Below are 25,831 nucleotides of genomic sequence, written 5' to 3'. Positions count from 1 at the left end.
CGCATGAAGATCAAGGTCCTCGGCTCGTACGGGAGTGAGGGGCAGGGACAGCGGCCGTCGGCTCTCCTCGTGGACGATCGGGTCCTGGTGGACGCAGGCACGGTCGGCGGAGCCCTCTCCGCCGCCGAGCAGGTCGAGGTCGAGTACGCCTTGATCAGCCACGCCCATCTCGACCACATTGCCGGCCTGTGCTACCTCACCGACACGCTGGCCATGCTCGCCCCGGAGCGACGGGTGACGGCCTGCGGCCTCGGGCCGGTGCTCGACAGCCTCCGCACCCACGTCTTCAACGACATCGTCTGGCCCGACTTTGCGAACATACCGAACCCGAAGGACCCGGTGCTGGCCTTCCGCTCTTTGGCCGAAGAGGGCGAAGCGCGAGTGGGTGAGCTGTGGGTGACGCCGATCGAGGTGGAGCACACCGTCCCGACCTCGGGCTTCATCGTCCACGACGGCGAGACGGGCTTCGTCTTCAGCGGTGACACGGGGCCGACGCGGAAGATCTGGCAGGCGGCGCGCGAGATGCGCGGGCTCAAGGCGGTCATCGTCGAAACGTCATTTCCGAGCCGCATGGACGCCCTGGCGAAGGCCTCGGGGCACCTGACGCCGGAGATGCTGAAGCGCGAGCTCGACAAGGCGCCGCCCGACGTGCCGGTGTGGGTCTACCACGTCAAGCCGCAGCTGTACCAGGAGACCGCTGAAGAGCTCGCCAAGATCGACTCCACCCGCATCCACATCCTCGAGCAGGGCAAGACCTACACGCTGTAGTCCTTACTGTTCCGTAGTCCCGTTGTCATTCTTGCAGCGCTGGGCCGGGGCCGGGACCGGGGGTGCCCTCGTCCGCTCAACCTCCTCGCCTCGCGCGCCACCTCGCTCGGGCACCTCCGCCTGCCCCCCATCCCCCGAGACGGGGGTGCGCTCGCCGCCCCGCTGCGCGGGGACGGCTCGCGCGGCGGAGTCGCCCTGCGCTTCGGGGCGCGCTACGGCTCGTCGGATTCGCTCCCGATGGCACCCCCGGTCCCGGCCCCTGACGTGCGGACACGCTCGTCGAGGTGAATCGCTCCAGTCAGACGGTAGTGACGTTAGCGGGAGGCAGGGGCGAAGAGGAAGTCGCGGAGGTAGGCGTTGACGACTGCTGGGTGCTCGATCTGGGGAAAGTGGCCGCAGCTGTCGAGCCACTTGGCCTGGGCGGCCCCGAGACCCTCCGCGACCTCCCGGGCGTGAGCCAGCGGGACGACCCGGTCCTCCCGCCCGTGGACCACGAGCACGCCCCGGCCCAGGCGCGAGAGAGCGGCGCGGTACGCGTCCGCGTCCACCGTGAAGTCGCCCTTTGCCGAGCGCAGGAGCGAGAGATAGGCCGCGCGGCCGGGGCGGGACGCGCGCGCCGCGTATTCGTGCTCGACGAAGAAGCGGATCTCCTGGGCGTCGGGGTGGGCGAAGCAGCGCTCGAGCGCCGTCGCGCAGATGCCGGGAGTGATCAGGCTCGAGAGCATCTCGCCCAGTCCCGGCAGCGACAGCGTCCGGTAGATCCACGACGGGCGCAGGTGGAAGCCCGGCACGGCCGCCCCCAGGAAGGCGAGCCGCTCCACGCGCCCAGGGTGCTCGAGGGCGAAGCGGGCGGCGACGGCGCCTCCGAGCGAATGGCCGACCAGTCTCACCGTGTCGACGCCGAGCGCGCGGAGGAGCCCGTCGAGCGCCTGGGCCAGGAAGTCCAGGGTGTACGCGCGCCGCGGCTTGCTCGAGCGGCCGAAGCCCGGCAGGTCGAGCGCGATCACCCGTCCGTGGCGCGCCAGCTCTGGGATGTTGTGGCGCCACGACTCGGCGAACCCGCCGAGCCCATGGACGAGCACGGTGGCCGGCCCCCGCCCCTCTTCGAGGTAGTGGAGCAGGAGCCCGTCGAGGTCGCCGCCTCTGAGCCGGATCTCGGACACGTCAGGAATCGAGCAGGCGCGTCAGCGACTCTCGGAACGGGAAGAGGCTGAAGATGCCGCCGGTGTGGATGAAGCAGACACGCTGGCCGAGCGCCTTGGGGTCGCGCTGGAGCGTGTCGAGGAGGCCGCCGAAGGCCTTGGCGGTGTAGACGGGATCGAGCATGACCCCCTCCTCGCGCGCCAGGCTGATCAGAAGTGAGAGCTCGGCGTCGTCGACCCCCGTCCGTCCCGCGCCCTGGTAGCCGTCGAGGAGGTGGATAGTCTTGGGCACGTCGATGGCGAAGCCGAAGCGGCCCACGGCCTTGCTGATGGTTTCGGCGACGTAGCTGCGAACGTGGTCCGCCGAGAACGCGATCGGCACGCCGACGATCTCGGAGGGCAGCCCCGCCAGCTGCTTGCCCATGAGGAGCCCCGCCTGGCTGCCGCCGCTGAACGCCGTGACCGCGATCGTGTCGAATCGCGGGGCCCCGTGGCTGATCTGCTCGGCCAGCTCGACGGCGCACTCGAGATAGCCCAACGCGCCGATCTCGTTGGAACCGCTCTCGGGGATGATGTACGGCTTGCCGCCGCGGCGACGGACGTCCTCGGCCATAGCCTCGAGGGCGACGGGATAGCTCTTGAACTCCTCGTCGGTGAGATAGCGGACCTCGGCGCCAAGCATCCTGTTCAGGAGGAGGTTGCCGTCGTAGGCGGCGGGACGCTCCCCCTTCACCGCGACGACGGCCCGCAGCCCGAGCCGCGCGGCCACGGCCGAGACCGCGCGGCAGCAGTTGGACTGGAGCGTGCCGACGGTGATAAGGGTGTCGGCGCCCTGCGCCAGGGCGTCGCCCACCAGGAACTCGAGCTTGCGGATCTTGTTGCCGGACTCCAGCAGGCCCGTCAGGTCGTCGCGCTTCATGTACAGCTCGACGCCCAGACGGCGCGACAGGCGCTCGAGCTTCATGATGGGCGTGGGCGCCAGGGCAAGCTCGATGCGCGCCGGGGCGTTCATACGCTCATCCTATCACTCACCCATGCTGCTTCTTCAAATCAGCGGCGATGGGGGCGAAGTCGTAAGACGGAAAGACCTGGTAGCGGAAGGCGCCCCAGGCCTTCTGCTCCATGTACCGGTTGACGCTTCGGACCTTGTCGGCCTCGACCTTGAGGTTGATGACGAAGCCGAACGACATCGCCACGACCCAGGACACGAGCTCCGAGCCCTCCGGAGGGAAGTCGCGGTAGAAGCCCGTCTTCTTCAGGTGCGCCATGATCTCGTCGAGGGTCTTGGACTGGTCGTGGTGGAGCAGCACCGTCAGCATCACGTGGCCGGAATCTGCCATGCCGTCCTCCTGGAGCGACGTTAGGGGGAGAGAGGGAGCGCGTCCGCAACGTAACATATAATGCGCCGGTGACCCGCCCGCCGGAGAGCCTGGCGAACCCCCGTCTGTGGCTCGCTTTCATGACCATGCTCCTGATCTCCGGCTTCCCAAACACCTACGTCCTCTTCCTCCCTTCGCTCCTCGCCGAATTCCACGCCTCGCGCGCGGCGACCGCCTCGCCCATGTCCTTCGTCTGGATGGGGGGAGCCGTGCTGGGGCCGCTGGCCGGCTGGCTCGTGGCGCGGCACAACCCTCGCCTCGTCGTCATGGCGGGGCTCGGGGCGGCCGCCTGCGGTCTCGCGCTGGGCGCGGCCGCCCCTACCCTGCCGGTCTTCGTCGCCTCGGTGGGCATCGCGGTCGGGATCGGCCTCGGGCTCACGAGCCTCTCGACCCAGGCCGCGCTGCTCGCGGACACGTACAGCCGGCGCCGCGGCGTGGCCATGGGCATCGCCTTCTCGGGCTCGATGGCGGCATTCGTGCTGGGGCCCGTGACCCAGCGGATCATCGACGGCTTCGGCTGGCGCACGGCCTTCGGCTGCTACGCCGCCGCGCTCGTGGCGCTCGTGCCCGTGGCCTGGCGCGTGCTCCCCTCGCGGCTCGGCGAGCGCAGCGTCACGGTGGACCCGGCCCGCGTCACCCCCGCGGAGCGGCCGGTCGCCGCCATCGTGCTGTCCGCGCCCTTCTGGAGCCTCATGGTGCTCTTCAGCGTCCCGCCGCTCTTCGGCTTTCTCGCCATCACACAGCACGCTCTGTACTTTCCCGCGCGCGGGATGTCGGTCGCGGAGACATCCATGATGCTGGCGGTCGGCGGCGTGCTGGCCGCGTTTGGCCGCATCCTGGCGGGCATGGCGGCGGACCGCTTCGGCGCCCCGATCGCGGGCTTCGTCTCGTTCAGCTCGTCGGTGCTGGGCGTGCTCTGCCTGCTCGCGATGGAAGCCTGGCCGGCGCGGCTCCTGGCCTACGGCTACGTGCTGTTCCTCTTCATGCCGCTCGGCTCCCGGGCGACCATCGTCTCAGTCCTCCTGAGCCGCATCGCGGGGCCGCGGAACTACGGGCCGGTCTTCGGCCTGATCGGCATCGGCAACAGTCTGGGAGGGGCGGCAGGACCGTGGCTCTCGGGCGCGATCTTCGACCACACCCATTCGTACCTGACGCTCTACCTCACCACGCTCGGCTTCGCCGCGGCGGGGCTCTGCGCGCTCGCGGTCTTCCTGCTCACGTCGCGCCAGCGCGGCTGAAGCGCGGTAACGCTCAGCCGACCTTCTTCGCGACGGCGGCGTACCCGTCCAGGAGCGGCAGCACCGTGTCCGCACTGGCCGATGGGACGAAGAAGACCACGCGCGCCACGCCCGCGTCGCGCAGCCCGCCCAGCTTGTCCGCGTCAGGCGGGACGCCGAAGATCGACACGGTTACGGCCGACGGGTCGCGCCCGGCCTTCTGGGCCCGGGCGCGGAAGTCCGCCATGGACTCGGCGATCGGCTCGCTGTAAGTCCGGCCGCCGATGGGCATCCAGTGGCCGTCGAAGTCCGCGGCGCGCTGTCGCGCGTGCGGGCCGGCGCCGCCCATGAGGATGGGCGGGTACGGCTTCTGGACGGGCTTGGGGTAGGACCACAGCTTGTCGAAGTTGACGTACTTGCCGTGGAACTCGGCTTCATCCTGGGTCCAGATCGCCTTCATGGCCGCGATCCGCTCGCGCAGGATCTTCCAGCGCTCGGCGAACGGGGTGCCGTGGTGCTCCATCTCCTCCGCGTTCCAGCCTCCGCCGATCCCGAAGAGCACGCGGCCGCGCGAGATGTGGTCGAGGCTCGCCACTTCCTTGGCCAGCATGATGGGATCGCGCTCGATGACGAGGCAGATGCCTGTGCCGAGCATGAGGGTCTTGGTCACCGCGGCGGCGGCGCCGAGGGCCACGAATGGATCGAGGGTGTGCCAGTACTCGCGCGGCAGGTCGGCGCCGCCGGGCCACGGGCTCTTGCGGCTCACCGGGATGTGGGTGTGCTCGGGCAGCCACAGCGACTCGAAGCCGCGCGCCTCGAGCTCGCGCGCGAGCGCATCGGCCTGGATCGCATAGTCCGTCGGGAACATCGCGATGCCGTACTTCATCGGCTTATCCTCCGAGATCGAGCGGGGTGTAGTACGGGCGGCCGGCGAGGGCTGCGACCTCTTTCTGGAAATTCGTGCCGTAGAATTTCTCGGCGTCGGTCAGCGCCCAGGCCTGGCGCTTGAAGCACCACGACTCCGGCTGCAGCGCCTGCGCGCGCTTGAACAGAGGCACGGCCGCCTCGGGGTGACCGGTCTCGTGGAGGTGCTCGGCGAGGCGGAAGGTGGCGGCCGCCAGCGCGTGCTCGGCGGTCGGCAGCGGCAGGCGCCGGCGCCGCTCCTTCGCCGCGAGCGCGTACGGGCTCTGCGCGCCGCGCTCCGCCCAGTCGCGCACGGCGTCCAGGTACCGCGTCATGTCGAACTTCGTGTACTCGATCCAGCGATTGTCGGCGAAGGCCATTTCGTTGGGGCGGACGATGCGCCCCTCTTCATCGATCCAGACGGCCGTCGGCACGTTGACCATGTTGTAGGCCCGGGCGACCTCATAGTGGGCGTCGATCAGCGACGGGTGAGTTGGCGTGGCCGCGCGGATGAACTCCCCGGCCGCGGCGGCGCCCGCGCTGTCCAGCGCCACCGTGATGACGGTCAAGCCCTTGGGCTCGAGTAGGGCGTGCAGCGCCTGCCACCCGGGCAGGTCGAAGCGGCACCCTCACCACGATGCCCAGGCGAGCAGGAAGACCTTGCGGCCCCGGAAGGACGAGAGCGTGTGCATCCGCCCGTCGAGGTCCGGAAGCGTGAAGTCGGGCGCGTCGAGAGCCAGCAGCCGGTCCGCCACGTCCTCGGCCGCTACGCCGATGGACCATGCGGAATACTCGGGGCTCGCGGCCACGGGCTGGCCCATGTGGCGCGAGAGCCCACTGACGTCCACGCGTACATCCGCGCCCCGGCCGCGCACCCACGACGCTCCCGGCAGCACCGGGACGCAGAGCGAACCGCGGCAGAGCCCTTCCGGCTTCAATTCCCAGCCCCCAGCCTTGGCGAGCTCGGCGGGCGCCAGCCACAGCGCTTCCGCGTCGGCCTCGCCCGTGACGGTGACGTTGCCTGAGGGGAAGAGGATCGTGGCGGTCGCCGCGGCCATGGACGCTAGCGCGGCTTCTGCCGGGAGAGGTACGCCGCGAGCGCCTCGGCCTCGCGCTGCTGAAAGGCCACCGCCACGCGGAGCTGCTCGAGATACTGCTGGAGCGTCCTGCCGCCGAGATCGATCTTGTTGTCGGCGAAGAACGCGCGCACGTCCTGCTCCCACGCGGGACTCACTAGCGCGGGCACACCCTCGTACATGCGGCGGTACGCGCTCTCCGGATACTGCCGCGCCATGACATCCCAGTGTCCCTTGACGAAGTCCCACGCCTGTCCGCGCGCGTACACGCTCGTCAGCAGGGTCCGGATCACGAAGGGCGCGTCCTGGCTCCGCACCTCGCCGTTCACGGTCATCTCGAGCGTCTGCCGCAAGAGATCCGGCTGGCGGAAGCCGGCCAGCGCGTAGAGGTAGCGCTGCTCTTCCTGCGGCGTGCGGGCGCGCTTGAAGCGGTCGCGGAACTCCGCATACTCGGCCTCCGCGCCCGATCCGGCCAGGATGGCGATGACGGCAGGCAGCACGTTGGCGTCCACGGATCCCTCGTCCTCGCGGTAGCGGGCGTAGGCGACGCGGGCGCGCGCTTGCACCGCCGGGTCGTTCCCGAGCGTGCCGAGCGCGCGCAGGAGATCCCCGCGCAGCTGCCTGTCCAGCTCGGTCTCCTCCTCCTGCGGCTCCCAGCCGATGAGCGCGGCGGCCGCCGCCAGTCGATGGCGCGCGAGCGACTCGAGCGCGGGCCGGAGGTCGTCAGCGATCACGCGGTTGACGTAGGCGAGCGAGGAGGTCAGCGCGGTCCAGACGTTGCGGTCGGTTTCGGCGGTGAAGCGAGCCGTCAGGTCGAGGAAGTCCGCGGCGGGCATGAGCCCGGCCTGGACCAGCGCGAAGCTGTCGCTCAGAAGGTTGAAGCGCTCGATCGGCGCGATCTTGGCGACGGCGCCGGCGAGCTTCTTGAGGAGCGCGGGCGCGTACCGCACGCGGTAGAAACCGGTGCCGCCGGAGTTGCCCACGACCCAGTCCGCCTTGGCCGGCAGCGCGACGGCCACCGCGTCGCCGTCGAGCAGCAGCCGCCGCTCGATGTAGCCGTGCTTGACGGAGGCGCGCAGCACGACCGGGATGCGCCAGCGCTGCCCGCCGTCGGCCTCACCGCCCAGGTAGCTGAAGCGGCGCTGCGAGACCTTGAGCCCCGTGCCGTCGGGCTCGACGGTGATGAGCGGATAGCCCGGCTTGAAGATCCAGCCGTCCATGACCGCGGGGATGGGCTGGCGCGCCGCGTCCCCGAGCGCCTTCCAGAGATCGGTGGTCTCGGCGTTCGCGTACCGGTGCCGCTCGAGGTAGAGGCGGACACCATCGCGGAAGACGTCGGCGCCCAGGTGCTGCTCGAGCATCCGCAGCACGGACGCGCCCTTCTCGTACGTGAGGAGGTCGAACATGGCGACGCAGTCGTGCGGGTTGCGCACCTCGACCTCGATGGGCCGCGTCGCCTCGAGACCGTCCACGCCCATGGCCGCGGCGCGCGAGACGCCGAAGGTGACCCAGCGCTTCCACTCGGGCTTCCAGGCGTCCACCGCCACCAGTTCCATGAAGGTGGCGAAGGCCTCGTTGAGCCAGATGCCGTTCCACCACGTCATGGTCACCAGGTCGCCGAACCACATGTGGGCGACCTCGTGCGCGACCACGTCCGCGATGCGCTCGAGCTCGGAGTGCGAGGCCGCCGCCTCGTCCACGAGCAGCGCGTTCTCGCGGAAGGTGATGGCGCCCAGGTTCTCCATGGCGCCGGCGGCGAAGTCCGGGATGGCGAGGAGATCGACCTTGTCGCCCGGATACGGCAGCCCGTAGTAGCGCTCGAAGAAGTCGAGCGAGAAGGCGCCGATCTCGAGCGCGAAGCGCGCGAGGTGCTTCTTGCCCGGCACGCACCAGACCCGGAGCGGCGTCTGCCCGACCATGACCGTCTCCGTCGCCTCCAGCTCGCCGACCACGAAAGCCACGAGATAGGTGGACATCCTGATGCTGTCGGCGAACGCGACACGCTTGCGCCCGTCGCCGAGCGGCTCTTCCCTGACCACCGCGGTGTTCGAGACCGCGGCCAGGTTCCCGGCCACCACCAGCGTGACGCCGAAGACCGCCTTGAACGCGGGCTCGTCCCAGCACGGGAAGCCCCGTCTCGCGTCGGTGGATTCGAACTGCGTGGCGGCGAGGGTGTGCGGCTGGCCCGCGGCGTCCTTATACGTGCTGCGGTAGAACCCGTGGAGCCGATCGTTCAACGTTCCAGTGAACCGGAGGGTCAGCCGCCACTCCCCCGGCGCGATCGCCGCGGGGAAGACGAGCCGGGCGCGCTCGGCCGCCTCGTCCAGAGTGATGGAGCCGTGGATGGGGACGCCGCCCCCCCGGACGACCGACGCGCTCTGGATCAGGAGCTCGGCCGCGTTGAGCACGATCTCGGTGAGCGTCGTCTCGACCTCTACCGTGATGACGGCCTCGCCCGAGAAGGTGGCGGCCGCCAGGTCGGGCTCGAGCCTGAGATCGTAGCGCTTGGGCACCACGGTCGTGGGCAGACGGTAGTCCATGGCGGCAGATATTACCACCGTCGCGGCGCGGTGACACTTGACATCCCTTCGCCCCCGGCGCGACACTCACCGGGTCCAATCACTGGGAGACCACATGGAGAATCTCAAGGGCAAGGTCGCCGTCGTCACCGGCGGAGCCAGCGGCATCGGCCGCGCGCTCTGTCTCGCATTCGCGGGCGAGGGCGCCAGCGTCGTCGTGGCGGATCTGGACGAGACCGGCATGGCCGAGACCGCCGCGGGTGTCCTGAAGGCGGGCGCCAAGGCGGTCACCGTCAAGACGGACGTGACCAAGCTCGCCTCCGTCCAGGCGCTCGCCGAGCGGGCCTGGAAGGAGCTCGGCGGGACCCACGTCCTCTGCAACAACGCGGGCGTCGCGGTCCACGGCGGCCTCGAATCCGCCACCCACGGCGACTGGGAGTGGGTGCTGGGCGTCAACCTCTGGGGCGTCGTCCACGGCGTCGAAGCCTTCGTGCCGCGCATGATCGCCCAGAAGCAACCCTGCCACATCGTCAACACGGCCTCCATGGCGGGGCTGATCGCCTCGCAGGGCCTCGGCGTCTACAACACGAGCAAGTACGCCGTCGTCGGTCTCAGCGAGACGCTCCAGAAGGACCTGCGCCAGTACAACATCGGCGTCTCGGTGCTCTGCCCGATGGGCGTGGCCACCAACATCCGGACCAGCGAGCGCAGCCAGCCGGCCGATCTCAAGAATCCTGGCGGCCCGCCTGCGAGCGACGGGATCGAGCTGATCGGCCGCTATCTCACGCCGGAGCATGTCGCGGGGCGCGTGCTCCGCGCCGTCAAGGCCAACCGGCTCTACGTCATCACCCACGAAGAGGCCCGCGAGCCCCTGCGCCGACGCTTCGACCGCATGGACAGGGCCATCGAGGAGTCCGCATGAACTTCAAGGTCATCGAGGGCTGGGGCACGCTGCCTGACGGCTGGCGCTACGTCGAGGTGGCGGGTGTCGCCGTGGACGCCAAGGACAACGTCTTCTGCTTCACGCGGGGCGAGCACCCGGTTATCGTCTTCGACCGTGGCGGCAAGTTCCTCCGCTCGTGGGGCGAGGGCCTGGTGCGCCGGGCGCACGGCATCACGATCGACGCCGACGGCATGGTGTGGCTGACCGACGATCTCCACCACACGGTCCGGAAGTTCACGCCCGACGGCAAGTGCCTGCTCGTCATCGGCAACCCCGACACGCCGGCGACGCTCCAGGGCGGCAAGCCCTTCAACCGCCCGACGCACGTCGCTATCTGCCCGAAGAGCGGCTACCTCTTCATCTCCGACGGCTACGGCAACTCGCGCGTGCACAAGTACTCGCCCGACGGCAAGCACGTCATGTCCTGGGGCGAGCCGGGCACCGACCCGGGCCACTTCAACCTGCCGCACAACCTCGTCACGGACCGCGACGGCCTCGTCTACGTCGCCGACCGCGAGAACCACCGCGTCCAGATCTTCGACGGCAAGGGCACGTACCAGGGCCAGTGGAACAACCTCCACCGCCCTTCCGGGCTCTTCGTGGACCGCACCCAGAACGGCGGGACCTTCTACGTTGGCGAGCTGGGGCACGCCCTGCCGGTCAACCAATCGGTGGCGAATCTCGGGCCCCGCGTGACCGTGCTGGACGCCAAGGGGCAGAAGATCGCGCGCTTCGGCGGGCAGTTCGCCGGCGAAAAGCCGGGCGAGTTCATCGCCCCGCACGGCGTCGTCACGGACTCGCGCGGCGACGTCTACGTCTCGGAGGTCTCCTGGACCAACACGGGACAGCACGAGAAGCCGCCGCGCGAGATCCGCAGCCTCCAGAAGTTCGCGCGCGTCGCCTAGCGCGTCTGGGGCATCGGCCCGCCGGGCATCGGCCCGCCGGGCATCGGCCCGCCGGGCATCGGAAAGAAGCGGCCGGTCGCCTTCGCGACGACTTCGCCCGTCTCAAGAACTTCGAGAGTCCCCTCGAGGTCGAGGTACTTGGAGGCGTCCTTGACGGCGCGACCGCGGCCCAGGAGCGGACGCTCGATGGGCGTAAGCTTGAGGTAGCGCACGGAGAGCTCTCCCGTCACGTGGATGCGGCCCGTGTGGCCGACGGCCGCGGCCGCCAGCACTTCATCCAGATACGCCGCGACGATGCCGCCATGAGCGCCCCTGGGCGGTCCCTCGAAGCGCTTGGGGATCACGATGGGCGAGAGGACACCCACCTCCGTCCTGAAGTTCCGGACGCGGAGTCCGATGTCGTGGTGGGGACCGCACCCGAAGCACTCGTGAAAGCTGCTGCCGGAGCCCGAGGACTTGATCTCCTCGAGTTCTGCGAAGAGGGTCTCGAATGGCGCGGGCAGCGGAGGCTCGTGGCGCACGGCGACGGCCTAGCGCCCTGCGCGCGGCGCGCCGAAGTACTTCCGCAGCAGCGGCTCCCACGAGGCAAGCTCCCGCGTGGGCTGGCCCACCACCTTGGCCTGGTCGTCCCAGCGTCGGAGGCGCAGCGCGTCCGGCCACCACGGTTGCGTCGCCGCGCTCACGGCCTCATCGGCAGTCATCACCCCGCCCTGGAGCGTCAGCGTGTGCTTCGAGCCCTTGGAGAGCGTGTCGTAGTAGCCGGGCTCGGCGGCGCAGAGGTAGCGCTTGGCGTCGGCATGCGCGCGCACGAGGACAGCCACACGCTCGGGCACGTACGGCTGGATCAGATCGGCGCCGGCCTCGTGGTGGCCAGGCACCTTCCCCCCGCGCGGCGCGACCTGCTCGAGCGTGTCGCCGATCTCCTCCTGGGCGACGGCATACCGGCCCACATCGTGCAGCAGGCAGGCGAGGACCAGCTCCTCGTCGGCGCCGGCGGCGGCGGCCAGCTCGGCGCACTGGAGCGCGTGGGCGAGCTCCGTCACCCGCTCCGTCCCGTACTGCCGCGCGGCGGACTTCGTCATCGCCTCGATCAGCCGGTCGGCCATCGTGCTCATGGCATGGAGTATACTCAGGCCTCAGCGATTCATCATCCCCTGCTAGGCAAAGCAGACACGCATGTCAGTCACGGTCAAGCCGATTCCAGATGGCCCCCTCATGGTCAAGGGCGACGGTATCGAGGTGCAGGACGCCCAGGGCAACCCGTTCGCCGTCAAGGGCGACGCGGCCTATCTCTGCCGGTGCGGCGCCTCGGCCAACAAGCCCCTCTGCGACGGCGGGCACGAGAAGATCGGCTTCAAGGGCTACGCCCGCATTTTCGATTTGAAAGGCGAACGGACCGGGCGATAATCGCTCAACGCCTGCATGAAATGCGGCTCTCGGGGGCTCCTCGCTGGTATGGAGGGCACCACCCAATGGGTGACGCGAAATCGGACCCGGTTCGCCTCTCGTTCAATCCCCAACTTCGCTTCGAATTCCGCGGCTCGACGGTGACCTCTGACGCCGGGCTGCTGTTGCCCCGCGAGTTGGACGAGCACCTCGGCCTGAGTGCCCTGATCGACCGACACCTCAGCGATCCCCGCACCGGCCGCAACTCCCAGTTCCCCCTGCAGGATCTCGTCCGCGCCGGGCCGTGACCGCTGTGCTATGGTATGGCGAACTTCAAAACCTTGTGAGGAGGTGCGTCGTTGGCCGTCAAGATCAGCATCAGGCCCAACGGGCCGTATCTGGTGGAAGGCGAGGTCGAGTTAGTAGATGTTAACGGCAACAAGATCGACACGAGCGGGCGAGGGCCGCGGTTCGCGCTGTGCCGCTGCGGTGCGTCGGTCACCAAGCCGTTCTGTGACGGCACCCACAGCAAGATCGGCTTCCAGGCCGCTGAAGCGGCCGTCGCCCAAGAGAAAAAGTAGATCCTAGAAACGTACTTCTAGAGCCAAGGCGATCTACCGGGACCGGGCGGATCAATTCATCGACGGCGTAGTAGCGATGCGCCCAATAGTCGTCACCTTCGCAGCGCAGGAAACCGCTCGCTGTCCAGCGCAGAACGGACTTACTGGCTAAGAGGCGAGAGGCTGGAAGCGCGCCGTGCCGCCGGGGGCGACGATGCGCCCGGGCACGGGGAAGTGGGCGGCCAGGATCGTGACGTCGGCACCGGCGTGCTTCTCGACAAAGGCGCGCCGCGTCTTTCGCGCCAGCGGCCCGTCGCTGCAGAAGCGGCTGTTCCAGTCGGTCTCGGCGACCTGGATGGGCCGGTGCATCATGTCGCCCGTGAACACGGCCTCGCCCGCCTTGGTCCGGAGGCGCACGTTGACGTGCCCCGGTGTATGTCCCGGCGAGGGCTCGAGCTGGAGCCTGTCGTCGATGACGTAGTCGCTCGGCACCAGCTCGGCGAGACCGGCCTTGACGATGGGCATGACGCTGTCGTCGATCAGCCCGAACTCTTCCTTGCCCGTCTCGCTCTCCTTCTTCCAGAACTCGAACTCGTCGCGCGCGAAGATGTACTTCGCCTTGGGGAAGGTCGGCACCCAGCGGGCTCCCACGAGCCGCGTGTTCCACCCGACGTGGTCCACGTGCAGGTGCGTGCAGACGACGAGGTCCACGTCCTCGGGCTTGAGGCCGGCCGCCGACAGGTCCGCCAGATACGAGCCGCTGCGCATGTGCCAGGGCTGAACGCCGTTGCGCGGCTTGTCGTTGCCGACGCAGGTGTCGATGACGATGGTGTGCCAGGGCGTGCGGACGATGTAGGAGTGGATGGTCGCCCTGTGATTCCCCGTGACGGGGTCGAGCAGCTCGGGCCCCAGCCACTCGCGCTGCGCGGCGATCCGCTCGGGCGTCGCGTCCGGGAGCATGAAGCCGACGGGAGTGGCGGAGCGGTCGAGCTCGACCACCTTGCTGACCGTGACGTCGCCGAACTTGAGCGGGGTCATGGGGCCTCCTCGGGGTCCGGCCCGGTCATGGTCTCGGGCCTGACGATGCGGTCGAAATCCTGCGCCGTGACGTGCCCCAGCTGGAGCGCCGCCTCGCGGAGCGTCATCCCCTTGTGGTGGGCGTGCTTGGCGATCTCCGCCGCCTTATCGTAGCCGATATGCGGCGCGAGCGCGGTCACCAGCATGAGCGATTCGTGCACGTGACGCGCGATCCGCTCGCGATCGGGCTCGATGCCTTGGGCGCAATGCTCGCGAAATGACTCGCAGGCGTCGGCGAGCAGGAGGATCGAGCGTAAAACATTGTGAATGATGAGCGGCTTGAAGACGTTGAGCTCGAAGTTGCCCGAGGCGCCGCCGATGGTCACGGCCACGTCGTTGCCGATCACCTGGGCGCACACCATGGTCATGGCCTCGCACTGGGTCGGGTTGACCTTGCCGGGCATGATGCTGCTGCCGGGCTCATTCTCCGGGATGCGTAGCTCGCCCAAGCCCGCCCGCGGTCCCGAGGCGAGCCAGCGGACATCGTTGGCGATCTTGGTCAGCGAGGTGGCCAGGGTCTTCAGCGCCCCGCTCGCGGCGACCAAGCCCTCGTGGGACGCGAGCGCCTGAAACTTGTTCGGCGCGCTCGTGAACGACAGCCCGGTCAGCGCCGCCAGGCGCGCCGACACCCGCTCGCCGAATCCTTTCGGCGCGTTGAGCCCGGTGCCGACGGCTGTGCCGCCTATCGCGAGCTGGAAGAGGGCGGGCAAGGTGGCGCGAATCGCGCCCAGGCTCGTGTCGAGCATCGCCACCCAGCCCGAGATCTCCTGCCCGAGGGTCAGCGGCGTCGCGTCCTGAAGATGCGTGCGGCCGATCTTGACGATGTCGGCGAAGGCGCGCGCCTTTCCGTCGAGCACGTCCCGCAGCCGCTCGACCGCGGGAATCAGACGCGTGACGATCTCGCTCACGGCGGCCAGGTGCATGGCCGTCGGAAAGGTGTCGTTGGACGACTGGGAGCGGTTGACGTGGTCGTTCGGATGCACCGGCTTCTTCGAGCCCATCTGGCCGCCCAGGAGCTCGATCGCCCGGTTGCCGATGACCTCGTTGGCGTTCATGTTGCTCTGCGTCCCGCTGCCGGTCTGCCAGACTACCAGTGGAAAATGCGCGTCGAGGGTGCCGGCGATCACTTCGTCCGCGGCTTGGACGATGGCGTGCACGACGTCCTTCGGCAAGAGCCCGAGCTCGGCATTGACTTCGGCGCAGGCCTTCTTGAGCAGGCCGAAGGCCCGGATCATCTCGGGCGGGAAGCGCTCCCCGGCGATCTTGAAGTGCTCGAGCGAGCGCTGGGTCTGCGCGCCCCAGTAGCGGTCGGCGGGCACCTCGACGGCGCCCATGCTGTCGGTCTCGCGCCGGGTCGCCACGTTACGTGCCCTGCGGCCAGCCGAGCCACGCCGACAGGCCGCGCCCCATGACTCCCTCGAGGTCGGCGCCCTTGAGCCACGCCAGCTCCTCGGTGAACATGGTCACGGCCTGGCGATAGGAGCACGTCAGTCGTGTCCAGTCGGTGCCCCAGAACATGCGCTCGGGCCCGAAGCCATCGAAGATCCGGTGGAGAGGCTCGTGGAGCGCGCGGAACGGATACGGCTCCGTCGAATAACACGGCAGCGCGGACGACTTGACCGCCACGTTCGGCCGCTTGGCGAGCTTGAGGAGATCGGGCAGGTGCTCGAAGGCTGCCCCGTCCCGCCGATCGCCCCAGATCGCGAGATGGTCGATGACGAGCTTGAGCCCGGGATACTTGGCGGCGATGCCGTCCACGACGGGCAGCGAGCCCGGCACGAAGACCATCACCGGGACGCCCGCATTCTCGGCGGCGGGCCAGAGCCAGTCCGCCGTACCGTCGGTGAGCCACGGCTTCTGGAGATCGGTGTGGAAGGTGAAGCGCAAGCCGAGCATGCCCGGCTGCTTCCTCCATCCCGCGACGAGCGCCCGGCTCTCGGGCTTCTCGACGGCGAGCCGCCCCATCACGGCGAAGCGGTCGGGGTGCAGGCGCGCGGCCTCGAGGGCAAGGTCGTTCCTATCCCCTTCCCACGAGGGCGGTACGATGACGACGCGCGCGACTCCCGCCTCGTCCATGGCGTTCCGCAGCATGTCCTTGGTGACGGGGTACGGCTTCTGCGCCTGGTGCGCTCGGCCCGGCGGCCACGGTCGATCGGGTGTGTCGGCGCCCCAGATGTGGACCTGCGAATCCGTGATGACCATGAACCCTCCTCTCAGGTGGGCGGTAGCATAACATCGGTCCTGCAGATCAAGGGCTTGGGCGCCAGATGAATCGCGCGCCGAGCAGCAAGGCCCCGCCGCCGATGACCGCGAGGAAGACCCGCTGCCCGCCGCCCTCGAGGACACCGGCCACGAGCGGTCCCAGGAAGATGGCCGAGTCCACGCCGACGCGATAGAGCCCGGTCTGCCATGCGAGCCGCGAGACCGGGGTGTGCTCCCGGATCACGCCGAGCGGCAGCATCCATCCGCCGAGCCCCAGGCCGAAGCAGGCGCAGCCGAGCGCAAACCACGGGAAGGAGCCGAGCCCCACGCCGAGGGTGCCGAGACCGAGGGCGACGCAGACGGCGCCCAAGACGAGGCCGCGCCCCACGCGGTCGGCGAGCCGCCCCACCGGGATCAGGACCGCGAGGTCGATGACCTGCGTCATCGCGAGGAGCCAGGAGATGCCGGTGCGCGACAGCCCGAACTCGCGCGTGCCGCGGATCGGAATCACGAACGCGCTCACCGCCGACCAGGAGAGCGCGAAGACGATGCCGGCGCTGAACATGAGGGCGACGACGCCCGTGTCCCCCCGCCGCTCGGTCAGGCGCTCCTCCGCCGGCGCGACGTCGCGCTCGGCGCGGGGCGCCTTGGGAAACGCGCGCCCCATGGCGGGAATCAGGAAGAGCGGGATGAGCGCCGGCATCGAGGCAAGGACGAGCGAGACCTTCCATCCCCAGGCCGCCGGCATGATGCCGACCACGCATAAGCCGCCCAGGAGGCCCAGCATGCCCGAGAACTCGAATTTGTTGAGCCTGAGCGAGGCGCCCGGACCCTGGTCTTCGAGGAGAATCGCCGTGAGCCCGCCCACCATGGTCAGCGTGTGCGCGACGCCGAGCAGGAAGCGCCCCGCCAGCAATATGGGAAACGGCCCGGAGCTCACGAGGAGCAGGAGCCCCGCAATGAGGACCGCGGGCGCGGCCATGAGCGTCGCTGCAAGGCGCCGGGCGACCAGCAGCCCTGTGGGCATGGCCGCGGCCATGCGCGCAAAGCCGAAGGCGGCGGCCGCCATCCCCAGCTGCCAGTCGGCCAGCGACTGAGTGCGGCCGATTTCCGGCAGGAGGGGGCCGAAGGCGCCCACGCCGAAGGTGTTGCAGAAGAGGAGGACGCAGAGGAGGCGCGTCCGGTCGAGCCGGAAGAGGCGCCCCGGGCCCATCACGTACCCGGGCCCCTCACTTACCTGGGCCCCTCACTTAAAGGAGCGCTCGCTCCACCACGGGTAGAAGGGCGGCATGTCCCGGCTGGGCTTGAGAGTGAAGCGAGGCGGGCGCTTCTCGAGAAAGGAGGCGATGCCTTCACGGGCGTCCGCGGAGCGTCCGGTCCAGGCCATGCCGCGCGAGTCGAGGCGGTGCCCATCCATCGGGTGATCCGTGCCCAGGAGCTTCCACATCATCTGCCTGGCCAGCGCTACTGAGACGGCGGACGTGTTGTCCGCGATCTCTCGCGCCAGGGCGAGCGCCGTCGGCAACAGCGCGTCGGGCGGCACGACGCGGCTCACGAGCCCGCCGGCGAGCGCCTCCTCCGCCCCGAAGACCCGCCCCGTGTAGACCCACTCGGCGGCGCGCTGCATGCCGACGAGCCGAGGCAGGAACCACGTGCTGCAGGCTTCCGGCACGACGCCGCGCCGCGCGAAGACGAAGCCCAAGCGCGCCGCCGACGAGGCGATGCGGATATCCATGGGAAGCGTCATCGTGACGCCGAAGCCTACGGCCGGGCCGTTGATGGCTGCGATCACCGGCTTCTTCATGTCGTAGATCCGGAGCGCTACGAGCCCGCCGCCGTCACGGTGCTCGCCGTCGCCCTCCGGGCGCTGCCGCTTGGAGCGGTCAAAAGTCTGTGTACCGGCGGACAGGTCCGCACCGGCACAGAAGGCCCGCCCGGCGCCCGTCACGATCACCGCGCGGACGGTGTCGTCCGCGTCGGCGTCATCGAAGGCCGCGATGAGCTCGCGCAGCAGCACGCTCGTAACGGCATTGAGCTTCTCGGGCCGGTTGAGCGTGACGGTGGCGACGCCGTCAACGGCGTCGTAGCGGATCTGCTCGAAGGCCACGGGTCAGGCCTCCGGCGCCTTGTCGGAGGGTTCGTCGGCGCCCCCTTCGGCCTGCTTGAGCTTGCGGAAGACCGTCTTGGGATCGACGCCGAGCAGCTTGGCGGTGACGGTGCGGTTGCCCTTCGCGAACCGCAGCGTCTCCTCGAGAACGCGCTGATCGATCTCGGCCAGCGGCGTGCCGATGCGGATCGTGAAGACGCCGTCCGGCACCGCGCCCGGCGCGGCCGGCTGCCCTGGCTCCGGCACTTCGCGGGTGAACGTGACCGAGCGCTCCGTGACGTTCCCGGGCAGGTTGCCGACCTCGATGACGGCGCCGCGAGCCAGCACCACCGCGCGCTCGACGACGTTCTCGAGCTCGCGGACGTTGCCCGGCCAGCGGTAGGCCTCGAGGCAGCCCATCGCCTCGTCGCTGAAAGCCTCGAGGGCGCGGTTGTTCTTGGCGGCGTAGAGGCGCAGGAAATGCTGGGCCAGCACCCGGATGTCCTCGCGGCGCTCGCGAAGCGGCGGCGTCGTGATCGTGATGACGTTGAGCCGGTAGTAGAGATCCTCGCGGAAGCGCTTGTCGCGCACCAGCTGGGCCAGGTCCTGGTTGGTCGCGGTGACGATGCGCACGTCGACCCGGATGGTGCGTGTGCCGCCCACCCGCTCGAACTCGCCCTCCTGGAGGACCCGGAGGATCTTCGGCTGCGTGACGGGGGAAAGGTCGGCGACTTCATCGAGGAAGAGCGTGCCGCCGTCGGCCAGCTCGAAGCGCCCCTCCTTGCGGCCGGCGGCGCCGGTGAAGGCACCCTTCTCGTAGCCGAAGAGCTCGGATTCGAGTAAGGTCTCGGGCAGCGCGGCGCAGTTGACGGCGATGAATGGCCCCTGCCGACGCGGTGACCGGTCGTGGATGGCACGCGCGGCCAGCTCCTTGCCGGTGCCGCTCTCGCCCTGGATCAGGACGGTCGCCGAGCTGTCGGCGACCTGCTCGATCAAGGTCATCATCTGCTTGAAGGCCGGGCTGACGCCGATGGCATTGCCTTCGCCCAGGAGATCGTCCAGGCGCCGCTGCAGCGCGCGGTTCTGCTGGATCAGCGAACGGCGCTCGAGCGCCTGCCGGACCACGCGCAGCAGCTGGACGCGCTGGAGCGGCTTGGTCAGGAAGTCGATGGCGCCGTCCTTCATCGCGCGGACGGCCTCCTCGACGGTGCCGAAGGCCGTCAGAAGGATGACGTCCACATCGGGCGCCACGGCCTTGGCTTCCTTCAGGAGCTCGAGCCCGGTCAGCCCCGGCATCTTGAGGTCGGAGAGCAGGAGATCGACACCGCCCTTCCGGAGCAGGTCGAGGGCGGCCTGCCCGTCGGGAGCCAGCACCACGGCGTAACCCTCCCGCATGAGCGTGCGCTCGAGGCTCTGCCGCACCGCAGGGTCGTCGTCGGCCACCAGCAGCGTCGCCTGTTCAGACATCTTCGGTCCTCTTGATGGGCAGCGACGCGGTGAACGTCGTGCCCCGGCCCGGGGCGCTCTCCCAGCGGAGCGTGCCCCCGTGCTCCTCGATGATCTGCCGCGAGATGTAGAGCCCCAGCCCCGTGCCCTGCGGCTTCGTGGTGAAGAACTGCTCGAAGAGGCGCGTGCCGACGTCGGGCGTGATGCCGGGGCCGGTGTCGCGGATGGCGATCTCCACCTGATCGTCCACACGGTGGGTGGCGACGGTGAGCTTGCCGCCGCGGCCCAGCGCCTCGAGCCCGTTCTTGACGAGGTTCAGAATGGCCTGACGCAGGAGCGTCCGGTCGATGGCCATGGGCGGCACGGCCTGATCGGTCGTCGCCTCGACCGCGCTGCCCTGCCGCGCGGCCACCGGCCGCACGAACTCGACGAGCGCCGCCACCATCTCGTTGACCGAGTCCTCGTCGTACTGCGGCCGCGGAAAGCGGGCGAAGGCCAGGTACTCCTCGGTTATGGCGTCGAGCGCGTTGACCTGCTCGCGGATGGCGGTCACGAGCGTGGCCGCCTCCTCCATGTCCGCGCCGCCGCGCTCCTTGACGAGGTCGCCGACCAGCTCGGCGTTGAGCTCGATGGCCGCGATGGGGTTGCGCACCTCGTGAGCGACCTTGAGCGACAGCTTGCCGACCGTCGCCATCCGCTCCGCGACGAGCAGCTCGGCCTGCGCCCCTTGGAGCCGCGTCAGCGTGCCCGTCAGCTCGGCGTTCAGGCGCTCCACCTCCGCGCGCGCGCGCCGCTCGCGGTTGGCCACGACGCCCACGGCGAGCGCGGGCAGGCCGACCAGCCCGATCAGCATGAAGACGGGGTACCAGCCGACCCAGGGCGTCGCCAGGGCGGCCGCCGCGGCGAAGAGCAGGCCCGCCACCACCGCACCGGCGAAACCCACCGTCGGGCCGAAGTAGTAGGCGTTGACCGCGACCAGCGGGAAGAAGAGCAGGTAGAAGAGGCTCTCGCCGCCACCCGTGAGGTAGAGGAGCGCGAAGATGAGCAGGAGGTCCACCGCCAGCGCGCCGCTGAAGACCACGCGCGTCGAGCGCGGGTTGACGCTAACGAGGGCGAGGATGCCCACCTTGTACATGGCGAACCAGAACACGAGGGGGGGCAGGTCGATACGGTGCCGGGGACGGAGGGCGAGGCCGAGGCTCGCGAGGCCCCCGACCATGACCACGGCCAGGAGGAACGCGAAGACGCGCTCGTCCCGCTCGAGGAGGCGGACGATCGCGGTCCAGGTCCTGCGCGCCGGGGTGGCCATGGCCGGTAGTGTATCCCACAACAGCCGCCGCCGGCCGCCGCCCTCTTGACGCACGGCCGCCGCGCGGGTAGGGTCGGCCGCATGAGCTTCCTTGGCAAAGCTATTCTTGCGTTCTGGGCCGACGTGGAGGCCTCCGGAGAGGCCGACTACAACGACTGGCACACCCGCGAGCACATGCCGGAGCGGTGCGGCGTGCCCGGGTTCCTGCGGGGCCGGCGCTACGTCGCAGTCGCGGCGGCGCCCAAGTACTTCATGATGTACGAGACCGAGACGCTCGAGACGCTGGCGAGCCCCGCCTACGTCGAGCGCCTCAACAACCCGACGCCGTGGACCCGGAAATGCCTCGCGCTCTTCAGGAACTCGAACCGCACTGCCTGCCGCAACACGCTGTCGATCGGGCGCGGCATCGGCGGCGCGATGGCGACCATCCGCCTGGGCCCGTCGGCGGGGCGCGAGCAGTCGCTGCGCCGGTGGCTGACGGGCGAGGCCCTGCCCAAGCTCCTCGAGCGGCCCGGCATCTCGGCGGCGCATCTCTGCGAGGCTGACGTCGAGACGACCACCGTCAAGACGGCGGAGAAGTCGATCCGCGACAAGCCCGACGAGGTGGCGCGCTGGGTGCTGCTCGTGGAGGGCATCGACGCCGACATCGTCCATCACGCGTGCGCGGACGCTCTCGGCGCGGCCGCGCTCGAGCGACGGGGAGCCGAGCCGGGCGCCATCACCGGCGTCTACCTACTGCACTACGTACTGTAGGCCCCCTCACCCTCCCCTCTCCCCTGAGGGGAGGGTGAGGGGGTGATTCAATCCAACGACGGCCGGCGGCGATGCCAGCCGGCGGCTTCCTGGTACGTGTGCCCCAGCCTCAGCAAGAGCGCCTCGTCGAAAGGTCGCCCCACCGCCTGGAAGCCGAGCGGCAGCCCCGCGGCCGTGAAGCCGCAGGGCACGGAGATCGCGGGCAGCCCCGAGCCGTTGAACGGCCGCGTCAAGCGTGAGAAGCGCCCCGCCCGCGCGTTGAACTCGTCCACCGTGGCGGTCTTGAGCGCGGCCAGCGCGGGCGGCGACTCGGGGATCACGGGCGTGAGCAGCACGTCCACCTCCGCGAAGACCTCGCGCACGAAGGCCCGCGTCAGCTTCGCGCGCAAGCGAAGCGCCTGGAGATAATCGTACGCGGAGATGCCGAAGCCCACCTGGAGGCGCGCTCGCGCCACGGGCTGGAGATCCTGCGGCCGCTCCCGGAACACCCGGGCGTGGATCGTCGAGGCCTCCGCGCGCGTGATCAGCATGGCCACGTCCGTCATGTCCCTGGGATCGGGGAGGCGGATCTCGCTGACCCGCGCGCCCAGCCCCTCGAGCTGCCGCGCGGCTTGCCGGACACCGACGGCGATCTCCTCGTCCACGCCCTCGAAGAAGTAGTTCTCCGGCAGGCCGATCCGCACCCCGCTGATGCCGCCCTCGAGCCCGCCCGCGTAATCGGGCACCGCGCGGCGGCTCGCGGTCGCGTCGGCCGGATCGCGCCCGGCCATCACCTTCAACATCAGCGCGGCATCCCGCGCGGTCCAGGCGAGCGGGCCCAGGTGGTCCATGGACCATGACAGCACCATGGCGCCCGCGCGACTGACGCGGCCGTACGTCGGCTTGATGCCGACGACACCGCAGCAGCCGGCGGGGAGCCGGATGGAGCCGCCCGTGTCCGATCCGACGGCGCCCGCGAAGAACCCCGCCGCGACTCCCGCGGCCGAGCCGCTCGATGAGCCGCCGGCCGCATGCCCCGCGAGCCACGGATTGTCGACATCACCGTGGTGGGCGTTGTCACCGTAGGCGCCCATCGCGAGCTCCGTCATGTTGAGCTTGCCCAGGCTGATGGCGCCGGCGTCGAGGAGCCGCCGCGCCGCGGAGCACTCGCCCGCGCCGACGAAGTACTCGGGCATGCGCGTGCCGCAGGAGGTCGGCAGGCCGTGGAGGTGGCAGAGGTCCTTGAAGCCCAGCGGCACGCCGTGGAGCGGCCCGCGCCAGCGCCCGGCCGCGGCGTCGGCCTCGAGAGAGCGCGCCGCCTCGAGCGCGCCCTCCTCGTCGAGGCGGATGAAGGCGTGGAGGCGACTGTCCCACTTCCGGATCCTGGCCAGGCAGCGCTCGACAGCCTCGACCGGGGAGATCCGCCGCGCCCTGATGCCCGCAGCAAGGCCCGCCAGGCTCTCCTCATTCATCCCGCGGCGCCTCGTCCTCGTCTTCGACCTCGTCCTCGGGCAGGCCCTCGAGGGCGGCGATGAATCGCGCGGGCTCCTCGCCCAGCGCGAGCTCACCCGCCAGGCGCTCGATGATGCCCGCCATGTTCGCCAGCTCCACCTGGTGCTGCCGTGACTCCGTCATGATTCCCTCCTTTTCGCGCCTACCGTAGCAGATGTATGATGGGCGCGGTTTCGCGGCCAGGTCACCTGGCGGTCAACCACCCCCGGCGGTCAACCATCAAAAGATGGAGGCAGTGCCCATGCTCATGCGGCGCGCGCTGACGACGCTCACGGCCCTCCTGATCGCCCTCACGCTGGCGGCGGAGCCGGCCCTGGCCCAGAAGAAGACCCTGGTGGTAGCGCTCAGCCAGGACCCCGACATCCTCGATCCCACCCTATCCCGCACCTATGTCGGGCGCATCATCTTTGCCCAGATGTGCGAAAAGCTGTACGAGATCGACGAGAACCTGAAGATCTTCCCCCAGCTCGCCGCCGACATGCCCGCCTTCATTGACGGCGGGAAGACCGTCACGATCAAGCTGCGTCCGGGCGTCAAGTTCAACGACGGCACGCCCATGAACGCGGAGTCCGTCCGCTACTCGCTGGACCGCCACCTCAACATGAAGGGCTCCAACCGGCGCAGCGAGCTCGAGTCGGTCAACAGCATCGAGGTCGTGGATCCGCTGACCGTGCGGCTCAGGCTCAAGACGCCCTTCTCCCCGCTCGTGGCGATCTTGGCCGACCGCTCCGGGATGCCCGTCTCGCCGGCTGCGGCGAACAAGCTTGGCGACAAGTTCGGCACCGCGCCGGTCTGCGTGGGGCCGTGGCAGTTCGTGGAGCGCATCTCCCAGGACCGGATCGTGCTCGAGAAATCGCCGCACTACTTCGACAAGGGCGCCGCGAAATTCGACCGCCTGGTCTTCCGCATCATCCCCGACGACAACGTGCGCCTGGCGAATTTGCGCTCGGGTGACATCGACATGATGCATCTCGTCGGACCGACGGATGCCGCCAACCTCCGTAAGGAGGGGAAGTTCGACGTCTCGAGCGTGACGGGCATCGGCTACTCGGGGCTGACGATCAACCTTCGCAATAAGAATGGCAAGCCGCCCCAGCCGCCCGGCGATCTGGGCACTCCGCTGGCCAACGACCCACGCGTGCGCGAGGCGCTGGACCTCTCCATCGACCGCGTGGCGCTCAACCAGGTCGCCTGGGACGGCCAGTACACGCCGGGCTGCACGCCCATCTCGCCCGTGAGCCCCTTCGCCGACAAGAGCCGCAATTGCCCCGCGCGTGACGTCGCCAAGGCCAAGAAGCTCCTGGCCGACGCCGGCCTGGCCGGCGGCTACAGCTTCGAGATGATGATCGTCAACGAGCCCCAGCAGCGGCGGGCCGGTGAGGTCATCCAGGGGATGGCGAAAGACGCGGGCTTCAACATCAGACTCAAGCCCTCCGAGTTCGCCTCGGCGCTCAACGAGAATGACGCGGGCAAGGACCAGGCCTTCCTCATCGGCTGGAGCGGCCGGGTGGACCCGGACGCGAACATCTTCCAGTTCCATACCTGCGGCGCCACCCTCAACACCACGCAATCATGCGACGAGGGCGTGGACGCGATCCTGAACCGGGCGCGCGAGGTCAGCGACCTGACCCAGCGCGCGTCCCTGTACCGCCAGGCCGTGGACAAGTTCGCCTTCGGCCGGCGCAACATCCTCTACCTTTACCACCTCAACTACATCGTCGCGTACCCGAAGAGCCTCAAGGGATACAAGGCTGTGCCGGACGGCCTCATCCGCATCAAGGGCGCGACCTGGCAGTAGCCGGAATGAGGCGGCCGGCCGCGCTCATCAGAGGGTGGCGGCGCCGGCCGCCTGACACGCCGTGCTCGAGTACCTGATCCAGCGCCTCGCCATCTCGGCGGTCACGCTCGCCGTGATCAGCCTCATCGTCTTCACGGGCGTGCGCATGATCCCGGGCGACCCCGCGCGCGTGATGGCCGGCACCGAAGCCGACGAGGCGGGCCTGGCGGAGATCCGCGAGAAGTACGGCCTCAACGACCCGATCCCGGTCCAGTACTTCCGGTGGGTCGGCCTGGCGATCCGCGGCGACCTCGGCGAGTCCATCCGCACCCGCGAGACCGTGACACAGACGGTGGCGAAGAAGCTGCCGATCACCCTCGAGCTGGCCTGCCTCTCCATCCTGGTCGCCCTCACGATCGCCATCCCGGTCGGCGTCCTCTCCGCCGTCCGCCGCAACACGCTCTGGGACTACGTGGCCAACGGGCTCTCGCTCTGCGGCCTCTCGGTGCCGAGCTTCTGGCTCGGGATCATGCTGATCCTGTTCTTCTCGGTGCGGCTCGGCTGGCTTCCGGCCTCCGGCTTCGTCTCTTTCTTCCAGGACCCCGTCGCGAACCTCACGCGCATGATGATGCCGGCCTTCGTCCTGGGGACCGCGCTGGCGGCGGTGCTCATGCGCCAGACCCGCAACAGCATGATCGAGGTGCTGAGCGCGGATTACATCCGGACCGCGTACAGCAAGGGGCTGACGGGACGCGCGGTCGTCTTCCGCCACGCGATCCGGAACGGCCTCATTCCAGTCGTCACGATCCTGGGACTGCAGATGGGCGCGCTCATGGGCGGGGCCGTCGTGACCGAGCAGATCTTCGTGGTGCCGGGCTTCGGCCGGCTCATC

At 69.6% G+C, this 25,831-nt stretch carries 27 protein-coding genes; 10 read left to right on the top strand and 17 right to left on the bottom strand.

The features are described 5' to 3' along the window. The first annotated feature begins 3 nt into the window (after positions 1-3). Positions 4-768, top strand: a complete 765-nt coding sequence (locus VGV06_00425) for a 3',5'-cyclic-nucleotide phosphodiesterase (protein ID HEV2053617.1) — start codon at positions 4-6, stop codon at positions 766-768. A gap of 314 nt (positions 769-1,082) precedes the next feature. Here the strand turns inward: VGV06_00425 and VGV06_00420 are convergent, their stop codons facing one another. Genes VGV06_00420 through VGV06_00410 form a run of 3 tightly spaced genes read right to left on the bottom strand, consistent with a single transcriptional unit; the run spans position 1,083 to position 3,250 of the window. Beyond that, on the bottom strand, positions 1,083-1,931 hold the full coding sequence (locus VGV06_00420) for an alpha/beta fold hydrolase (GenBank protein ID HEV2053616.1): 849 nt from the start codon (positions 1,929-1,931) through the stop codon (positions 1,083-1,085). A gap of 1 nt (position 1,932) precedes the next feature. Beyond that, entirely contained in the window at positions 1,933-2,922 is a 990-nt protein-coding gene (locus tag VGV06_00415) for a D-cysteine desulfhydrase family protein (protein ID HEV2053615.1), read from the bottom strand. Between the two features lie 16 nt (positions 2,923-2,938). Beyond that, a complete protein-coding gene (locus tag VGV06_00410; GenBank protein HEV2053614.1) occupies positions 2,939-3,250 on the bottom strand; it encodes a hypothetical protein in 312 nt (103 codons plus the stop codon). Between the two features lie 68 nt (positions 3,251-3,318). Here VGV06_00410 and VGV06_00405 point away from each other — a divergent pair, with 68 nt between their 5' ends. Continuing rightward, complete coding sequence (locus VGV06_00405) at positions 3,319-4,527, top strand: MFS transporter (GenBank protein HEV2053613.1); 1,209 nt, start codon at positions 3,319-3,321, stop codon at positions 4,525-4,527. A 13-nt stretch (positions 4,528-4,540) separates the two neighbouring features. Here the strand turns inward: VGV06_00405 and VGV06_00400 are convergent, their stop codons facing one another. The 3 genes from VGV06_00400 to VGV06_00390 are packed head-to-tail and all read right to left on the bottom strand — an operon-like array spanning position 4,541 to position 9,025. Continuing rightward, a complete protein-coding gene (locus tag VGV06_00400; GenBank protein HEV2053612.1) occupies positions 4,541-5,392 on the bottom strand; it encodes an LLM class F420-dependent oxidoreductase in 852 nt (283 codons plus the stop codon). A 4-nt stretch (positions 5,393-5,396) separates the two neighbouring features. After that, positions 5,397-6,467 (bottom strand): TlpA disulfide reductase family protein, encoded by a 1,071-nt coding sequence (locus VGV06_00395; GenBank protein HEV2053611.1) that lies wholly within the window; start codon positions 6,465-6,467, stop codon positions 5,397-5,399. 5 nt (positions 6,468-6,472) lie between these two features. Further along, positions 6,473-9,025: a M1 family metallopeptidase gene (locus VGV06_00390; protein HEV2053610.1), complete on the bottom strand. Its 2,553-nt coding sequence runs from the start codon at positions 9,023-9,025 to the stop codon at positions 6,473-6,475. Positions 9,026-9,119: 94 nt separating this feature from the next. Here VGV06_00390 and VGV06_00385 point away from each other — a divergent pair, with 94 nt between their 5' ends. Continuing rightward, a complete protein-coding gene (locus VGV06_00385; protein HEV2053609.1) occupies positions 9,120-9,926 on the top strand; it encodes an SDR family NAD(P)-dependent oxidoreductase in 807 nt (268 codons plus the stop codon). Next, positions 9,923-10,852 (top strand): peptidyl-alpha-hydroxyglycine alpha-amidating lyase family protein, encoded by a 930-nt coding sequence (locus tag VGV06_00380; GenBank protein ID HEV2053608.1) that lies wholly within the window; start codon positions 9,923-9,925, stop codon positions 10,850-10,852. The genes VGV06_00385 and VGV06_00380 overlap by 4 nt, the downstream gene beginning before the upstream one ends. Here VGV06_00380 and VGV06_00375 read toward each other — a convergent pair. Both VGV06_00375 and VGV06_00370 read right to left on the bottom strand, forming a co-directional pair. After that, positions 10,849-11,373 carry a PaaI family thioesterase gene (locus VGV06_00375; protein ID HEV2053607.1) on the bottom strand — a complete coding sequence of 175 codons (525 nt, stop codon included), beginning with the start codon at positions 11,371-11,373 and terminating at the stop codon, positions 10,849-10,851. The genes VGV06_00380 and VGV06_00375 overlap by 4 nt on opposite strands. A gap of 9 nt (positions 11,374-11,382) precedes the next feature. Then, entirely contained in the window at positions 11,383-11,967 is a 585-nt protein-coding gene (locus VGV06_00370; protein ID HEV2053606.1) for an HD domain-containing protein, read from the bottom strand. Positions 11,968-12,028: 61 nt separating this feature from the next. On the opposite strand from VGV06_00370, the gene VGV06_00365 reads away from it, so the two are divergent. The 3 genes from VGV06_00365 to VGV06_00355 all read left to right on the top strand — a co-directional run bounded on the left by VGV06_00365 (position 12,029) and on the right by VGV06_00355 (position 12,819). Next, positions 12,029-12,259, top strand: a complete 231-nt coding sequence (locus tag VGV06_00365; protein HEV2053605.1) for a CDGSH iron-sulfur domain-containing protein — start codon at positions 12,029-12,031, stop codon at positions 12,257-12,259. A gap of 65 nt (positions 12,260-12,324) precedes the next feature. Further along, positions 12,325-12,546, top strand: coding sequence for a transposase (locus tag VGV06_00360; GenBank protein HEV2053604.1), 222 nt, complete (start codon positions 12,325-12,327; stop codon positions 12,544-12,546). Positions 12,547-12,597: 51 nt separating this feature from the next. Then, a complete protein-coding gene (locus VGV06_00355) occupies positions 12,598-12,819 on the top strand; it encodes a CDGSH iron-sulfur domain-containing protein (protein ID HEV2053603.1) in 222 nt (73 codons plus the stop codon). Positions 12,820-12,966: 147 nt separating this feature from the next. On the opposite strand, the gene VGV06_00350 is transcribed toward VGV06_00355, so the two are convergent. Genes VGV06_00350 through VGV06_00320 form a run of 7 tightly spaced genes read right to left on the bottom strand, consistent with a single transcriptional unit; the run spans position 12,967 to position 20,918 of the window. Next, a complete protein-coding gene (locus VGV06_00350; protein HEV2053602.1) occupies positions 12,967-13,836 on the bottom strand; it encodes an MBL fold metallo-hydrolase in 870 nt (289 codons plus the stop codon). Further along, positions 13,833-15,236: a class II fumarate hydratase gene (fumC, locus tag VGV06_00345; protein ID HEV2053601.1), complete on the bottom strand. Its 1,404-nt coding sequence runs from the start codon at positions 15,234-15,236 to the stop codon at positions 13,833-13,835. Before fumC ends, VGV06_00350 begins: the two co-directional genes overlap by 4 nt. A gap of 1 nt (position 15,237) precedes the next feature. Beyond that, complete coding sequence (locus tag VGV06_00340; GenBank protein ID HEV2053600.1) at positions 15,238-16,077, bottom strand: amidohydrolase family protein; 840 nt, start codon at positions 16,075-16,077, stop codon at positions 15,238-15,240. Positions 16,078-16,123: 46 nt separating this feature from the next. After that, on the bottom strand, positions 16,124-17,290 hold the full coding sequence (locus tag VGV06_00335) for an MFS transporter (protein ID HEV2053599.1): 1,167 nt from the start codon (positions 17,288-17,290) through the stop codon (positions 16,124-16,126). 33 nt (positions 17,291-17,323) lie between these two features. After that, the gene (locus tag VGV06_00330) at positions 17,324-18,184 is read right to left on the bottom strand and encodes a crotonase/enoyl-CoA hydratase family protein (GenBank protein HEV2053598.1); all 861 of its coding nucleotides are present in this window, start codon (positions 18,182-18,184) and stop codon (positions 17,324-17,326) included. Positions 18,185-18,187: 3 nt separating this feature from the next. Next, a complete protein-coding gene (locus VGV06_00325) occupies positions 18,188-19,630 on the bottom strand; it encodes a sigma-54 dependent transcriptional regulator (GenBank protein HEV2053597.1) in 1,443 nt (480 codons plus the stop codon). Further along, entirely contained in the window at positions 19,623-20,918 is a 1,296-nt protein-coding gene (locus tag VGV06_00320; GenBank protein ID HEV2053596.1) for an ATP-binding protein, read from the bottom strand. The genes VGV06_00325 and VGV06_00320 overlap by 8 nt, the downstream gene beginning before the upstream one ends. Before the next feature lie 81 nt (positions 20,919-20,999). Here VGV06_00320 and VGV06_00315 point away from each other — a divergent pair, with 81 nt between their 5' ends. After that, entirely contained in the window at positions 21,000-21,671 is a 672-nt protein-coding gene (locus VGV06_00315) for a hypothetical protein (GenBank protein ID HEV2053595.1), read from the top strand. A gap of 47 nt (positions 21,672-21,718) precedes the next feature. On the opposite strand, the gene VGV06_00310 is transcribed toward VGV06_00315, so the two are convergent. Together VGV06_00310 and VGV06_00305 are read right to left on the bottom strand one after the other, a co-directional pair. After that, entirely contained in the window at positions 21,719-23,122 is a 1,404-nt protein-coding gene (locus tag VGV06_00310; GenBank protein ID HEV2053594.1) for an amidase, read from the bottom strand. Continuing rightward, complete coding sequence (locus VGV06_00305; GenBank protein ID HEV2053593.1) at positions 23,115-23,285, bottom strand: hypothetical protein; 171 nt, start codon at positions 23,283-23,285, stop codon at positions 23,115-23,117. Before VGV06_00305 ends, VGV06_00310 begins: the two co-directional genes overlap by 8 nt. A gap of 118 nt (positions 23,286-23,403) precedes the next feature. On the opposite strand from VGV06_00305, the gene VGV06_00300 reads away from it, so the two are divergent. Together VGV06_00300 and VGV06_00295 are read left to right on the top strand one after the other, a co-directional pair. After that, on the top strand, positions 23,404-24,960 hold the full coding sequence (locus VGV06_00300; protein HEV2053592.1) for an ABC transporter substrate-binding protein: 1,557 nt from the start codon (positions 23,404-23,406) through the stop codon (positions 24,958-24,960). Between the two features lie 61 nt (positions 24,961-25,021). After that, positions 25,022-25,831 (top strand): ABC transporter permease (locus VGV06_00295; GenBank protein HEV2053591.1); only part of this gene is annotated, 810 nt, incomplete at its 3' end.

The organism is Candidatus Methylomirabilota bacterium (assembly GCA_035936835.1).
Lineage (GTDB): Bacteria > Methylomirabilota > Methylomirabilia > Rokubacteriales > CSP1-6 > AR37.
Note: the sequence above shows the minus strand (reverse complement) of the source record. Positions and strands in the feature narration are given on the sequence as shown.